The organism is Citrobacter sp. Cpo015, assembly GCF_030333035.1.
Taxonomy (GTDB): domain Bacteria; phylum Pseudomonadota; class Gammaproteobacteria; order Enterobacterales; family Enterobacteriaceae; genus Citrobacter; species Citrobacter portucalensis.
The window spans coordinates 1208095-1223024 of sequence record NZ_JAOWGS010000019.1 but is presented as its reverse complement, the minus strand read 5'-3'; the positions used below and the strand labels follow the sequence as shown (position 1 = coordinate 1223024).

The following is a 14930-nucleotide window of genomic DNA, read 5'->3' as shown; positions in this document are numbered from 1 at the left end:
TGAAGACGCCTGGAGGAGTGACATGTCTTTAACTCACTACAGCTTAGCAAGAGTTGTCAAAAATATCAGTATCTTGCTATAGCTTGTTATAAACCCGGGCTAAACGACCTGCGCCACTGATGTTAACCGGCGATTCATTCGCGCCAATAAAGGCCGATTCACCCGGTCGCAGAACCAGACGTTGCTCGCCTTTGCTCAGCACGGCTTCACCCTCTATGCAGAACAAAATGGCTGCACTTTGCTGGCTGATATCTGCGCCATTAGTAGTAAGGTCATGCAGGGAGAACGCAAAATCGTCAACCGGGATTGGGAAGTCCAGTTCACCATCAGATTCAACCGGCGTGGTCAGTAACTGGTTTGCTGGCTTGGCGACAAACTTCACGTTGGCGACCAGTTCCGGGATATCAATATATTTTGGCGTCAGTCCGGCACGCAGCACGTTGTCCGAGTTAGCCATCACCTCAAGTGCCACACCTTGCAGGTAAGCGTGCGGGGTTTCGGCAAATAAGAACATAGCCTCGCCTGGATTGAGTTTCACCACATTGAGCAGCAGCGGGGAGAAAAGCCCACTGTCGTTCGGGTAGACGTCAGCGATCAGACGGATGGTTTGCCAGGGTTCACCCTGCTGGCTGTTCAGCGCCGATTTCAGGATCGCCAACGCATGGGATTTCTCCTCATCCTGCATATTCAGCAAGCTGGCGAAAAGATAGCTCAGACGTTCCGCACTCGGTTCTTCCAGGAAATGTGCAATAGCTGGATGTGCGGCGGAAACGGGTTGTAACAATGCAACAATGTCAGAGAACTCGCGGAATGCGTTCATCGCCAGGAAAGGCGTCAAAGCAAATACCAGTTCTGGTTTGTGGTTAGGATCTTTGTAGTTGCGCTCGGCGGCATCCATCGGGATCCCCGCGGCGTTTTCTTTGGCAAATCCAATTTCAGAATTGTGCTTGTTAGGATGAACCTGAATCGAAAGTGGTTGAGCAGCGCAGAGTACTTTAAACAGGAAGGGCAGTTCACCAAAACGTTGCGCTACGGCTTCGCCTAGCAGTGCGGATTTATCGTGCTCGATAACGTCGCGCAGAGCAACCGTCTGACCGTCAGCGCCCAGAACCTGCGAACTGCTTTTCGGATGCGCGCCCATCCACAACTCAGCCATCGGTTGCTGAGTGGGGTTGGCAATGCCATAGAGTTCCGTTAACGCCGTTTTACTTCCCCAGGCGTAGTTCTGCACTGAGTTGATGAGTTTTTGCATTATCAAGCCCTGTTTCAATGTTGAATTTTCTACGGCTATTAAACCAAGAAACCCTGAGGGAAGTAACCTGCACATGTAAAAAGTCGTACTTGTCTCAGTTTTTGTTAAAAAAATGTGTAGGATATGGTGACTCGCTTTTAATACCCTGAGTAATTCCGGTTGCAGAAAGCTCTTCCTTCTACAACCGGATCTGCGGCAGGGAAGCAGGGCAATGGAACATCTGCCCAGAGAATAACCAGACCGAGCAGTAAGTGAGAGCACAATGTCAAACAAACCCTTTCATTATCAGCATCCTTTCCCCCTCAAAAAGGATGATACCGAATACTATCTGCTGACCAGCGACTATGTCTCTGTTGCCGAATTTGAAGGGCAGGAGATTGTTAAAGTTGCACCGCAAGCCTTAACCCTGCTGGCTCGTCAGGCCTTTCATGATGCGTCGTTTATGCTGCGTCCCGCACATCAACAGCAGGTAGCTGATATTCTGCGCGACCCGGAGGCCAGCGAAAACGACAAATATGTGGCCCTGCAATTCCTGCGTAACTCTGACATCGCGGCAAAAGGCATTTTGCCGACCTGTCAGGACACCGGAACTGCGATTATCGTGGGTAAAAAAGGTCAGCGTGTCTGGACCGGTGGGGGTGATGAGGAGGCGCTGGCACGAGGCGTCTATAACACCTACATCGAAGACAACCTGCGCTATTCACAAAACGCCGCGCTGGATATGTATAAAGAGGTGAACACCGGTACCAATCTGCCAGCACAAATCGATTTGTATACCGTCGACGGAGATGAATACAAATTCCTGTGTATTGCCAAAGGTGGTGGTTCGGCGAACAAAACCTATCTGTACCAGGAAACCAAAGCGCTGCTAACACCGGGCAAATTAAAAGATTACCTGGTTGAGAAAATGCGTACGTTGGGCACTGCGGCTTGTCCGCCGTATCACATCGCGTTCGTAATCGGTGGAACATCGGCAGAAGCCACGCTGAAAACGGTCAAACTGGCTTCTGCAAAATACTACGACGAACTGCCGACAGAAGGTAACGAACATGGTCAGGCATTCCGCGATGTAGAGCTGGAAAAAGAGCTGCTGATTGAGGCGCAGAATTTGGGGCTTGGCGCGCAGTTTGGTGGGAAGTACTTCGCGCATGATATCCGCGTGATCCGCCTGCCGCGTCACGGCGCGTCGTGTCCGGTTGGAATGGGCGTTTCTTGCTCAGCCGATCGGAATATCAAAGCCAAGATCAACCGTGAAGGTATCTGGATCGAAAAACTGGAACATAATCCTGGCAAATTTATACCGGAAGAGCTGCGCCAGGCGGGAGAGGGTGAAGCGGTGCGCGTTGACCTCAATCGCCCGATGAAAGAGATCCTGGCCCAGCTGTCGCAGTACCCGGTTTCTACGCGTCTGTCACTTAACGGTACAATCATTGTTGGTCGTGATATTGCGCATGCGAAACTGAAAGAACGGCTGGATAACGGCGAAAGTTTGCCGCAGTATGTTAAAGATCACCCGATCTATTACGCAGGTCCGGCAAAAACGCCGGAAGGCTATGCCTCTGGTTCGCTGGGGCCAACCACTGCCGGACGTATGGACTCGTATGTTGACCAGCTTCAGGCCGCTGGTGGGAGCATGATTATGCTGGCGAAAGGCAATCGCAGCCAGCAGGTGACCGATGCTTGCCATAAACATGGCGGCTTCTATTTGGGCAGTATTGGCGGCCCCGCAGCGGTACTGGCTCAGGGCAGTATCAAGAGCCTGGAGTGCGTGGAATACCCGGAACTCGGGATGGAAGCCATCTGGAAAATTGAAGTAGAAGATTTCCCGGCATTTATTCTGGTTGATGACAAAGGCAACGATTTCTTCAAGCAAATTCAGACGTCGCAGTGCGCACGCTGCGTTAAGTAACGTCAGCCGCCCTTCGGGGCGGTTTTTTTTACCGCACGAACCACCAAACGACAGCTTTATCCTCGTTAATACTCATAAGACCAATGCAAATGGGCAATGTCGAAACATAACCTAATCAACTGTTAATGTAAGGAGCAGGTAATGGTAACGGTACGCCGCGAGAATGATTCAATGGGGGCGATTGATGTTCCTGCCGATAAGCTTTGGGGCGCGCAAACCCAACGTTCGCTGGAGCATTTTCGTATCTCTACGGAGAAAATGCCGGTCTCGCTGATCCATGCGCTGGCGCTGACGAAACGCGCCGCGGCAAAGGTTAACCAGGATCTGGGGCTGCTGGCGGAGGATAAAGCCAGGGCTATTATGCAGGCTGCAGATGAGGTGTTGGCAGATAAACACCGCGATGAGTTTCCGCTGGCCATCTGGCAAACCGGCTCAGGCACGCAAAGCAATATGAACATGAACGAGGTGCTGGCAAACCGGGCCAGCGAATTGCTGGGCGGCGTGCGGGGGATGGAGCGAAAAGTACACCCCAACGATGATGTCAATAAAAGCCAAAGCTCGAACGATGTCTTCCCGACCGCAATGCACGTTGCCGCACTGCTGGCGCTACGTAAATCTTTGATCCCACAATTAAATGTGTTGACCAAAACGCTCAGTGATAAGTCCCACGCTTTCGCCGATATCGTTAAAATTGGTCGTACACATCTGCAAGATGCAACTCCACTTACGCTTGGCCAGGAGATTTCCGGCTGGGTAGCAATGCTTGAACATAACCTCAGACACATTGAAAACAGTTTACCGCATGTGGCAGAACTGGCGTTGGGGGGAACCGCGGTAGGTACCGGACTGAACACTCATCCCGAATACGCCCGCCGGGTCGCGGACGAACTGCGGGTCATTACCTGCGCGCCGTTCGTTACCGCTCCGAATAAATTTGAAGCGCTGGCCACCTGCGATGCCCTGGTTCATGCCCACGGAGCGCTAAAAGGGCTGGCAGCGTCGCTGATGAAAATCGCCAACGATGTACGCTGGCTGGCATCTGGCCCGCGCTGTGGTATTGGCGAAATTTCAATTCCGGAAAACGAACCGGGCAGCTCGATCATGCCGGGTAAAGTCAATCCTACCCAGTGTGAAGCGCTGACCATGTTGTGCTGCCAGGTGATGGGTAACGATGTCGCCATCAATATGGGCGGGGCGTCAGGTAACTTTGAGCTCAACGTCTATCGACCGATGGTCATCCACAACTTCCTGCAGTCGGTACGCCTGCTGGCGGACGGTATGGAAAGCTTCAATGAACATTGCGCGACGGGAATCGAGCCCAACCGTGAACGAATAGATCAACTGCTCAATGAGTCGCTGATGCTGGTGACCGCGCTCAACACCCATATCGGTTACGATAAAGCGGCTGAAATTGCCAAAAAAGCGCATAAAGAAGGGCTGACGCTAAAAGCCTCCGCTCTGGCGCTGGGATATCTAACCGAAGCGGAGTTCGACAGCTGGGTACGTCCGGAGCTGATGGTTGGCAGCATGCGGCCAGGCAGTTAATCCGCAACGTACAGGTGCAGCCGGGGAATAATCAATCTCAACGGCTGCGCCTGAGGTTTAAAGCGATGCTGAACGTTATCGGCATCGTAATTCAGTAACTCGCCGATATCCGGTACGGTCATACCGTTGTCGTCATTAAGCAGTGCAATTAGTGGCGTCGGGCAGGCATATTGCACCTGTTTTTGCTCTCCTTTGTACCAGACTCGGGCAATAGGCTGCACTTTTACCGGCCTTTTAATTTTCAGGCGGGCCTGCTGCGGTAAGTCGGCGATATCCTGATATTCGCGTTCAAGCTTCGCCTGCCATTCTTCACGTGTCCAGGGATGTACGCTGCGCGGTGAGGTCAGGCTTTTTTCCAGTTGCTGCAGTACTTCATCACGTTTCAGGTTTTTAATAATGTGCTTGTTAGCCCAGCCGAATCGCAGGGTGGCAGGATCTCTGACAACGGTGAGCGTGCGATAGGCATTCAGTGTAATCAGCCCCGGCAGGTGGCGATGCACCCATTCGAAACGTGCTGCCGGCGCCAGCCCTGATTCTACTGTAACAATGCGCTCGAAGGTGGTTTTCAACTGGTTTATACGCTGGATTTGTTCTTCCAGAGCACATTGCCCCGCATTATCAACCTGGTAGCACAATACACCCGGTAGGCGGACGGCCGCTTTGCTGCTGCGGTTTTCGGACTGCTGCTGAATAAACAGGTGACGGTAATGGCGCAGTGCCAGCGCTTCAGCCTCTTTGCCTAAATGCTGCTTAACATCAATGCTCTGTAGAGGGGCATGCTCTGCCTCTTTGACCACTTCCGGTAACGAGAATACGCGGGCAATCAGCAGCGTCTGCTGCAACAGGTTTTCGTTCAGAAGCGCCAGTCCTTGTTCCATCTGGCGAAAGGTGCCGTTCAGGCGGTCAACAAGATCGTAACGGGCCATAGATTTACCATTTTAGTTACAACATACTTTTTTATAGCACAACATCTACCGCCTGGCCACCGAGCAGAATAGGTCAGGCAGCCGAAATTTCAGGAATGTTATGCCAGACGGGCCAACGGAAAGTAAACCGGGCGCCGCCAAGTTCACTTTTATCACAGACGACCGTCCCTCCCATAGCCAACGCTATTGAGTGGACGATGGCTAACCCAAGCCCACAACCCCCGGTTGCCCGATCACGGCTGGGATCAAGGCGTACAAACGGTTCAAAAATCTGTTCGCGAGCGTCTGGTGCAATGCCGGGGCCGTCGTCTTCCACTACCAGCGTGGCTTGATTGCCGTTCAGCAGCAGACTGGCTTGCACCGTTGACTGGCAATAGCGCAGGGCATTATTCAGCAAATTATCCAGGACCCGCTCCATCAGGCGCATATCCAACGCGCCGTAGTCGCCAGTTTCGAGATGACGTAATTGCACCGCACGGTCAGGATTTACGCTTTGCACATCCTCCAGATGGGTTGTCAACCAAGCAGGCAGGTCCGGTACGCTGAGTTTCAGTTCATTTTGCGGGCGATCCAGGCGGGCGTAGGTCAGTAACTCTTCGATCAACGCTTCCAGTTGGCCGATATCACGATTCAGCGCCTGAGATTCCTGCTCGGTGAGGTTATCACTCATTTCCAGCCGGTAACGTAAACGTACCAGCGGAGTACGAAGCTCATGGGCAATACCATCGATGAGCTGTTTTTTACTGGCGATCAGCGCATTGATATTGTCGGCCATTTGGTTAAACGCTACGCCCAGGCGCTCAAAGCTGGAACCGCTGTCAAAATGAAGGCGTTCACTCAGATGTCCTTCACCAAAACGTTGTGCGGCGGATTCGAGTCTGAGCATTTCCTGCCAGTGCGGGCGCATCCAGATCAGTACCGGGAAGGCCAGTGAGATAGCAATAAACGCCATCAGCGCGATGTCCAGCAAGCGCATTTGATGGAGAAAATAGAGGTAGGGAACCGGACCGACGGCCAGCACATAATGGCTGCGAGGAATGCGTTGAATGAAGGTGTATTGATCGTCAAGTGCCACAATATCGCCTTCGCGCAAACGCTGCATGGTTGGGGCATCCAGTGTGTACTTATTCAGCGGTTCAACGCGCAGGTCAAATGAGAGGTTTAAATCCATCTCCTTCAGCGTCTTACCCCAGTCGCGTGGCGGGATTTCGCGTAGTTCACTGCGCATCAGGTACAACGAGCTTTTCATCAAATCGTCGAGCGACTGTCTGCCTGCGCGTTCTGCGGTGAATTTGTATACCAGACCGACCAACAGGGTCATCACCAAAAAGCAGACAAACAGCAGGAGGTAAAACTGCACAAACAGTTTCTTCATAAAAAATCACCGAACGCTCAATAAGTTAGCGAGTGCACGTGTCCCTCAGGGGAAAAGTGGGCACAGCGGTATCCGCCGATGCGTGGGTTCAGAAAGGTTCTCCGATCACCATCCGGCGTGCTTGTCCACGCAGAGTACACTGTATATCTCTTTTCTGCATTCTTATGGCTCCTACGGGCGCGGAATGACCTTTCGCTGGATCACGCATTGCTTTCTACGCTGTAAGTTAATCAAAATCGGGGTGGGGTTGTTCTGGCGTATGTCACGACCGCACCTAAAAGGTTACTTCGTTTCTCAACGTAGATGGTGTTGTTATATTCGTAGTTACCTTCGGGATAGCAAATTCTGATGTTAGTCCCGAGATCCGGATCGTCAACATCAGCCCCCGAACAACTTTTAGAACTTCCTGTAGCATAGACGTATGTGGCGGTATAGGACGAGGGGACACCCGGAATGAACCAGGTTATCGCCATAACCATGATCACTGAAAACAGCACCATGGCAATGCTGATGCCACCAAATAATTTCAGATAGGTTTGGAAGGGACTTTTTTTCATTATCCCATTACCTACCAGAAATAAGGTAATTAACAATGACACTGCCAGAGAAATAAGCATGAGGTATTTGGATGTGAGCGGGTAGAGAAATGTCGCTCTGTATATCGTTACCTTCCACCAGTAAAAGAGAAATATTGCGCCGAGAGATGAGACGGTAACAAAAAACAAATATGGATATGAGTATTTTCTCATCCTTGTGACTCCAGAACAATTTCTCCATTTGGGTTTAATAAATTACCATTTGTTTTGAATAATGAAAACGGCTCTCTTGTTTGAATTGTTAGGTACGCCGCAGACCAGAGCATTTGCGCTATCTTTGGGGATATAGGCATAATAATAAAAGGGATATTCTCACCCGTGGCAGGGATGACTGACCTTGCGTATAATGTGTGCCGATACTTCCTGAAAAGTGCTGTGACTGAAAATATGAATCTCAATCGCTGTTGTTATTCGCTACTCATTTTCGCAGCGGTCGGCTGCATTTTCACCGCTTATCCTCTTGTTATATGGTTTCTACTCGCCAACGTTCTGACGCTGCTGTTATACGGCGTGGACAAAATGGCGGCACGCAAGGACTGGCGCAGAGTGCCGGAATCCACATTGCTGGTGTTTGGCGTTGTGGGCGGATGGGGCGGCGCGATAGCGGGTCAACAAATCTTTCGCCATAAAACACAAAAGCAGCCTTTCAAAACCTACTTCATTATCAGTGTGATAGTGAGTGTTTCTGTGATGGGCGTGATTTATAAGTTCTATCCATTTTTACCTTCCTGAGCATGGTTGGTGAATAAACTGCGGTTTATTTGAGGCAGGAAATATATTTTTCACCTGAACGGCGCACAATTTCATCGGCATTTTGCGTAATATCTTTACCTTCAAATGCGCCGTAAAGTTGCTTAAATTTCACTGTTCTCAGGCGTTGGATGATGTCGCTGACGGTGGCGGCTGGCAACGGTAGCATATTGGGGTAGCTCCACATAAATGAGACTGCATGGGCACCTGGTGTAACTTGAACGATGTCGCCAGAAAGCACCACGCCTTCGTCACGCGCCCAGTGCAGGACGCAGCCGCCAGCAAAGTGCCCGCCGAGACGTATCATCGTGACGTCACGGGTTAACTCAATGGTGTCGCCATCCCAGAATCTAATCCACGGGCTGTCACGCATTACCCACCTTCTGTCGCTTGTATGAAGGTAAATCGGCGCGTTAAATTCCGCAGCCCAGTCCTGCATGGTGGTGTAGTAATGAGGATGCGAAATCGCGATAGCCTTAAGGCCGCCAAGGGACGTTATTAGCGTTTTTGTGGCATCGTCGAGCGTGGCAATGCAGTCCCACAGAATATTTCCTTCTGGGGTACGCACAAGAAACGCGCGCTGATCAATTGCAAAATCAGGAACGGTGCGGATGCTGAGGAGGGTACTGTCGTGTTGCTTCCACTTATTTGTATGCGATGCACACAGGGTGTCAAAATCGATCCATTTCTGCCCGCTTGTGGGGACATATTGACGTTCATCCAGGCAGATATCGCAATGTTCCGGATGGGCGCCAGTTACCTCATAGGATGTTCCACAGGTTTTGCATAACGTGATCATCGTGTCCTCCTCATATACCGAACACAGTCAGCATGGCACACAGATACACAAGGATGTGCCTGTTAGTGCTCTACCCGATAAGTCAGTGATGATGGAAGTGGGGGTTGTGGCTCAACCAAAAGAAAACAGGAATAATGCCGACACGGATCTTTTTGATTACCATCTTCCAGAGAAAAATGAGGATATTGTTTGGAAAATCGTCTGTTCAACACCTGGCTTAACCGTTGGGGGCTCACTCCAGATGGTGAACCGTTTGAAACGCACACATCGCAGCTTTTGCCTGTGGTGGTGGTCAAGGACGGGCAGAAAGCCATACTAAAGATCACCGATGATGACAGTGAACGGATCGGCTGTGAACTCATGGTCTGGTGGAACGGAAATGGCGCAGCGAAAGTACTTGCTCATGCAGCAGGGGCGATTCTGCTGGAACGTGCGACAGAGACATGGTCTTTAGCGGACATGTCCTGGACTGGCAACGATGCGCAGGCCTGTCGCATTATTTGCCATGCTGCCAGTAGACTCCATCTCTCCCGAAATGCTTCTACGCCTGCGTTAACACCTCTGCACCATTGGTTTCGCGATCTGGCTCCAGCCGCGAAAAAGCATGGCGGTATCCTAACGCGTTGTGCTGCGGTGGCAAACGTACTGCTATCTTCACCCCATGATGCAGTCGTATTACATGGCGATCTACACCACGGCAATATTCTTGATTTCGGAACGAGAGGATGGCTGGCTATCGATCCCAAAGGGCTGGTGGGCGAGCGTGGCTTTGATTATGCCAATATCTTTACTAACCCCGATCTTGCCGAACCTACCAGACCTGTCGCCATTGAGCCGGAAATATTCACGCAACGAGTCAACATTGTGTCTGAAATCGCCAGAATTGAACGGCAGCGTTTACTGATGTGGATTGTTGCCTGGTGTGGGTTGTCGTCCGTCTGGTTTCTGCAAGAGGGTGACAGCGCAACGGTACCTCTGCGTATTGCGGAGCTAGCGATGGCAGAACTTGCTTCAGGTGGTAATCAACTTTGATCTACGACACTGGGTTAGTAATTCTTAAGAGTTATCATTAGCCTGGTAAACGTTGTATTAATCAATTAATGAACGGCGGTGTGGTGAGTTGTTGAGCGAAAATTTGACAGGCCGGAAACAATGAACGCATTGTTTTCGTTATTAAAAAAACGCCCGAATATTCTTTTGTTGATGGTCTTACTCATCGGGGCAAACATCGTAGCGTGGCTGTGGGCTTTCACCGCGTTTAGCAACAATACTTCCTTACTGGCACTGAGTCTGATTGCGTGGTGCTATGGTTTGCGCCATGCCGTTGATGCCGATCATATCGCCGCGATAGACAGCGCGACGCGTAAACTCATGCAGCAGAAAAAACGTGCCCTGACAACGGGGGCCTGGTTTTCTCTGGGACACTCTACCATTGTGGTGCTGGCCAGCATTGGCATTGCGTTAACTACCAGCGTGTTTAAGCAACATATGGCATGGTTTCAGAATGTCGGTGGTCTGATAGGAACTACGGTTTCTGCCGTATTTTTGCTGATTCTGGCTACCATCAATCTCATTATTTTCTGCCAGGTCTGGAAGGCATTCCGCCATCTTAAACGCACCGGTACTTACGATGGCACTACGGAAGACATTACAGTTTCAGGCCCTCTGAACTGGCTTTTCCGCTCAGCGTTTCGGCTGGTAGGTAAAGACTGGCATATGTATTTTGTCGGCTTTCTGTTTGGTCTGGGTTTTGATACCGCCACTGAAATTTCTCTGCTGGGAATTTCTGCTTCAAGCGCGTCCAGCGGCATGTCGATTTGGTCAATTCTCGTGTTCCCGGCGCTGTTTACCTGCGGTATGGCGTTAATTGATTGTCTCGACAGTATTCTGATGGTTGAGGCCTACGGATGGGCGTTCAATAAGCCGCAACGTAAGCTCTATTACAATATGACCATTACCGGGACTTCCGTGATTGTTGCGCTATTTATTGGCGGGCTGGAGGCGCTGGGACTTCTCTCTGACGCGTTTTCGCTTCAGGGTGGTTTGTGGGATACCGTCAGCAATTTGAGTGACCATATGGGGAATGTCGGTTTTGCGATTATTGGCGTCTTTATCGGCTGCTGGATTATCTCCGCCGTAAACTACCGTTGGAAAAAATACGACGGACTGACGTTTAGTTGACACAAAAGAAAGCCTTCCAGGAACAGGAAGGCTTTGATCTTTTTAGGACTGACTAATTCGCGTTCACTGGTTGTGGTTTTTCAGCACTCTTTTTCAGGAGCCTGTTAGCCAGCACGCCAGACATCATCGAACCGTTCACGTTTAATGCCGTTCTGGCCATATCGACGACAGGCTCGATAGCAATGAAAATCCCCACCAGCGCGACCGGGAAGTTCAGCGTTGAAAGGACGATCAGCGCAGCAAATGTTCCGCCACCGCCGACACCCGCCACCCCAATAGAACCCAGCGCAATCGCAGGCAGCATGGCGAGCAAAAAATGTACTGATAGCGGATCAATCCCAATTGTTGGAGCAATCATCGCCACCATAATAGCCGGATAGATCCCGGCACAGCCGTTTTGACCCATGCTGGAGCCGAATGAAGCTGCAATATTAGCTATGGTGTTTTGCACGCCAAATTTTTCTTGTGCGGAAATAGCCAGTGGAATAGATGCTGCACTGCTGCGTGAAACAAATGCAAAGGTTAAAACTGGCCAGACAGTTTTAAAATAGTGAACGGGATTATTACCGCTCAGAACCAGTATCAGTGCGTGGACGATAAACATCATCAGAATCGCAAGGTAACAGGCAGCAATAAAGCCTAACAGACTGGCAAATTGTTCAAATCGATACGCGGAAAATACGCCTGCCATTAATGCCATCACACCATAAGGGGTGAGGGCAATAACGATACGCACCATTTTCATCACCCAAATCTGGATAGCGTTAATGCCAGCACTTAATTTTTTACCTTCTTGCGGGGCGTCTTGTTTGACCTTTAATAATGCCACGCCGGCAAGCAGGGTGAAGATAACAATGCCAATGACGGAAACGCTTCTGGCTCCTGTTAGATCAAGGAAGATATTCGTTGGGATCAGAGATGTAACCAGTTTAGGCAGTGAAATGGCGGCAGTTTTACTCACATCGTCTGCCGTCAGTGTGGACTGCATATGAACAAACGCGCTGGCGTCCAGACCTAATACATGTGCAGTCAACAGCCCAATAAAACCGGCAATCATTACCAGACAGAGCATGCATCCGACAATGGTTAACGACATTTTCCCAATGCCAGCGCTGTTTTCGAGCTTATTAATGGCTGAGAGAATAGAGATGAAAATCAGCGGAACCGCAACCAGCTTCAGTAAATTAACATAACCGTTGCCGATAACATTATACCAGTCGATAACTGTTTTACTTTCGTCAGCAGCAATGAGATGCAGGGATAAGCCGATAACGGCACCCATAAAAATAGCGATGAAGACGCTTTTTGAAAGAGAGTGACTTTTTTGGTTGATTCTAAAAATTGCCCATGAACAAACCAAAAAGAACGCGATATACGCGAGCGTTACGAACATATTGTAGCCTCTTGCCTCATTCAGCACCTGAAATGCCGGAAAGAGATTTGTTAGTGCGAAAAAAACCTATGAACCATAAGGGTTCAGGACCGCGACGGATTATAGGGAGGGGGGAGGGTAACAGCCACACAAAAAGTGTGGAACGGCGTCGGATGGCGTTTATATGCCTGTTCTGTAGACGATTTTACGTGACGGTGTAACGTATTGTGAACAATCCCGCCGACCAATGAGATCGGCCCGGTTGGATTACTTCTGCGGCGCGTCGTCCCAGGCGTGCGGTGCGAACAGATAACCTTTGTTGCGTACCGTTTTGATTCGATAGGGTTCAGTCGCGTTATCGAGCAGTTTTTTGCGTAAGCGGGAAATCGCGACATCGACGCTGCGATCCATGCCGTCATAACTTACGCCGCGCAGGTTTTTTAGCAACGCATCACGGTCCATAATCTGCCCGGCATGGGTTGCCAACTCCCACAGTAATTCAAAATCAGCGGTAGAAAGAGAGATTTGCTCGCCGCCGAGCAGCACGGAGCGGTTGGTGGGATCGATTGTGAGTGTGCCAAAGCGCAGCGTTGTGTGCGGTGTGATGGTTGCCGCTTGAATGCCTTTAGACTGTGCTGAGTGTTCATTCTGGCGCAGGTGCAGGCGCAGGCGAGCCAGCAGCACAGCTGGCGGCGTTGTCTTCAGGATATAGTCACAGGCGCCCATTTCCAGCGCCAGGATATGGTTCATGTCGCTGTCCAGCGAGGTGAGCAGAACAATCGGGCCTTGCCAGCGTCCGCGTAAATCGCGGCAGATAGTCATCCCGTCTTTGCCCGGCAGCATGATATCTAATAACACCAGATCGGGTTGAACGTGCAGGATTTTCTCCTCGGCCAAATCACCACGAGGTTCAAGGATAACCTCAATATCATGCCGGGCCAGATAGGCTGCAATCAGTGAGCCAACTTCGGGATCATCTTCAACAAATACGATGGTGTTCATATCATTCATTTTGAATATAAAACGCCAACATACACCGCCCCGGTTTTTCCTTCCATTAATCTTTTCTAAACAAGAACGCTTCCGTTATGCTAGAGGCTGATGTTATTGATGTGTTAAGGCAGAGTGATGGGACTCGTTATAAAAGCGGCGCTCGGTGCGCTGGTGGTGGTGTTGATTGGTTTGCTGGCGAAAACAAAGAATTACTATATTGCTGGATTAATTCCACTGTTCCCGACGTTTGCGTTGATTGCCCACTACATCGTGGCCAGTGAGCGTGGGATCGAGGCGTTACGTACAACCATTGTATTCAGTATGTGGTCGATTATTCCCTATTTTGTCTACCTTGTTTCACTGTGGTATTTCACCGGGTTTATGCGCTTACCCATCGCGCTCGGCGGTGCAGTAGTGTGTTGGAGCCTGAGCGCGTGGTTGCTGATCTTTTGTTGGATCAAACTGCACTAACGTAGATGACGCCCGCCATCAAGGGCAAAACTACGTCCGGTGACAAAACAACTGGTTAGTAGGTAGTCAATTAAATCAATGACCTCTTTTTCACCAGGCGCGGTTTTCATCAGTGATTTGTTTAGTGCCTGCTGGCGATACTCTGCATCGTCACCCTCGTTAAACAGGATAAGTGAGGGGGCAATCGCGTTCACTTTCACTTCCGGTGCCAGTTTGCGCGCGAACGAACGGGTCATATTATCCAGCGCCGCTTTGCTGGCAGCATAAGCAATGTGTTTGTCGCTGCCACGCTCCACAACATAATCCGTAAAATGGATGATGTCGCTGGCTGCGTGCCCATGACCGCGTAGCAATCCTTCCAGCGCGTGGTTGAGCAGATATGGCGTATTGACGTGGATCTGCATCATACGTGACAGTACTTCGCTAAGCGGTGTGCCGGGTTTTTCGGCGACCCAGGCGCTGGCATTATGCACAATGGCGCGCAAGCCATCCGTCTGCGCTTTGACCTCATCAGCAAAGGCCAGTACGCCTTCATCCGTGGAAAAGTCAGCCGGGATACAAATCGCGCCCGCTTCTCGCAGGCCGTCAATGGCAGGATAGTGAGTTCGGTAGCTGACGATAACTGGCTGTTTTTGGTTCAGAAAGTGCCATGCGACGGCGAGGCCGATACGACGAGCACCTCCGGTGATAAGAATTGGCAAAGGAGGTTTTTTACCCATTGTTATACTCAGGCTCCGTTAAAAACAGCATCTTACAAGAGA

Annotated in this window: 14 protein-coding genes; 6 read left to right on the top strand and 8 right to left on the bottom strand. The window is 50.5% G+C overall.

Annotated features, from left to right (window positions below):
* Positions 1-76: 76 nt before the first annotated feature.
* Entirely contained in the window at positions 77-1252 is a 1176-nt protein-coding gene (gene manA, locus OGY67_RS05915; protein WP_100272507.1) for a mannose-6-phosphate isomerase, read from the bottom strand.
* A gap of 262 nt (positions 1253-1514) precedes the next feature.
* Between manA and fumB the strand changes: the two genes are divergently transcribed.
* Positions 1515-3161: a class I fumarate hydratase gene (gene fumB / locus OGY67_RS05910; protein ID WP_008784695.1), complete on the top strand. Its 1647-nt coding sequence runs from the start codon at positions 1515-1517 to the stop codon at positions 3159-3161.
* A 141-nt stretch (positions 3162-3302) separates the two neighbouring features.
* A complete protein-coding gene (gene fumC, locus OGY67_RS05905) occupies positions 3303-4706 on the top strand; it encodes a class II fumarate hydratase (RefSeq protein WP_003028966.1) in 1404 nt (467 codons plus the stop codon).
* On the opposite strand, the gene tus is transcribed toward fumC, so the two are convergent.
* The 3 genes from tus to OGY67_RS23695 form a co-directional block, all read right to left on the bottom strand.
* Complete coding sequence (gene tus / locus OGY67_RS05900) at positions 4703-5632, bottom strand: DNA replication terminus site-binding protein (protein WP_286573769.1); 930 nt, start codon at positions 5630-5632, stop codon at positions 4703-4705. The two genes, fumC and tus, sit on opposite strands and share 4 nt — an antisense overlap.
* Positions 5633-5705: 73 nt before the next feature.
* Entirely contained in the window at positions 5706-7007 is a 1302-nt protein-coding gene (rstB, locus tag OGY67_RS05895; protein ID WP_286573768.1) for a two-component system sensor histidine kinase RstB, read from the bottom strand.
* Between the two features lie 230 nt (positions 7008-7237).
* A complete protein-coding gene (locus OGY67_RS23695) occupies positions 7238-7756 on the bottom strand; it encodes a hypothetical protein (protein WP_079933994.1) in 519 nt (172 codons plus the stop codon).
* Positions 7757-7990: 234 nt separating this feature from the next.
* Here OGY67_RS23695 and OGY67_RS05885 point away from each other — a divergent pair, with 234 nt between their 5' ends.
* A complete protein-coding gene (locus OGY67_RS05885) occupies positions 7991-8335 on the top strand; it encodes a DUF1294 domain-containing protein (RefSeq protein ID WP_032944411.1) in 345 nt (114 codons plus the stop codon).
* Between the two features lie 25 nt (positions 8336-8360).
* Here the strand turns inward: OGY67_RS05885 and OGY67_RS05880 are convergent, their stop codons facing one another.
* On the bottom strand, positions 8361-9152 hold the full coding sequence (locus tag OGY67_RS05880; protein WP_250670954.1) for an MBL fold metallo-hydrolase: 792 nt from the start codon (positions 9150-9152) through the stop codon (positions 8361-8363).
* Positions 9153-9341: 189 nt separating this feature from the next.
* Here OGY67_RS05880 and OGY67_RS05875 point away from each other — a divergent pair, with 189 nt between their 5' ends.
* Complete coding sequence (locus OGY67_RS05875) at positions 9342-10184, top strand: aminoglycoside phosphotransferase family protein (protein WP_286573767.1); 843 nt, start codon at positions 9342-9344, stop codon at positions 10182-10184.
* Positions 10185-10304: 120 nt separating this feature from the next.
* Positions 10305-11333 carry a HoxN/HupN/NixA family nickel/cobalt transporter gene (locus OGY67_RS05870; protein ID WP_032943366.1) on the top strand — a complete coding sequence of 343 codons (1029 nt, stop codon included), beginning with the start codon at positions 10305-10307 and terminating at the stop codon, positions 11331-11333.
* A gap of 52 nt (positions 11334-11385) precedes the next feature.
* On the opposite strand, the gene OGY67_RS05865 is transcribed toward OGY67_RS05870, so the two are convergent.
* The gene (locus OGY67_RS05865) at positions 11386-12726 is read right to left on the bottom strand and encodes an L-cystine transporter (protein ID WP_048214246.1); all 1341 of its coding nucleotides are present in this window, start codon (positions 12724-12726) and stop codon (positions 11386-11388) included.
* Positions 12727-12972: 246 nt separating this feature from the next.
* Positions 12973-13716, bottom strand: a complete 744-nt coding sequence (rstA, locus tag OGY67_RS05860; protein ID WP_103285166.1) for a two-component system response regulator RstA — start codon at positions 13714-13716, stop codon at positions 12973-12975.
* Between the two features lie 117 nt (positions 13717-13833).
* On the opposite strand from rstA, the gene OGY67_RS05855 reads away from it, so the two are divergent.
* On the top strand, positions 13834-14169 hold the full coding sequence (locus OGY67_RS05855) for a GlpM family protein (RefSeq protein ID WP_008784705.1): 336 nt from the start codon (positions 13834-13836) through the stop codon (positions 14167-14169).
* Here OGY67_RS05855 and folM read toward each other — a convergent pair.
* Complete coding sequence (gene folM / locus OGY67_RS05850) at positions 14166-14888, bottom strand: dihydromonapterin reductase (protein ID WP_286573766.1); 723 nt, start codon at positions 14886-14888, stop codon at positions 14166-14168. The two genes, OGY67_RS05855 and folM, sit on opposite strands and share 4 nt — an antisense overlap.
* Positions 14889-14930 lie beyond the last annotated feature (42 nt).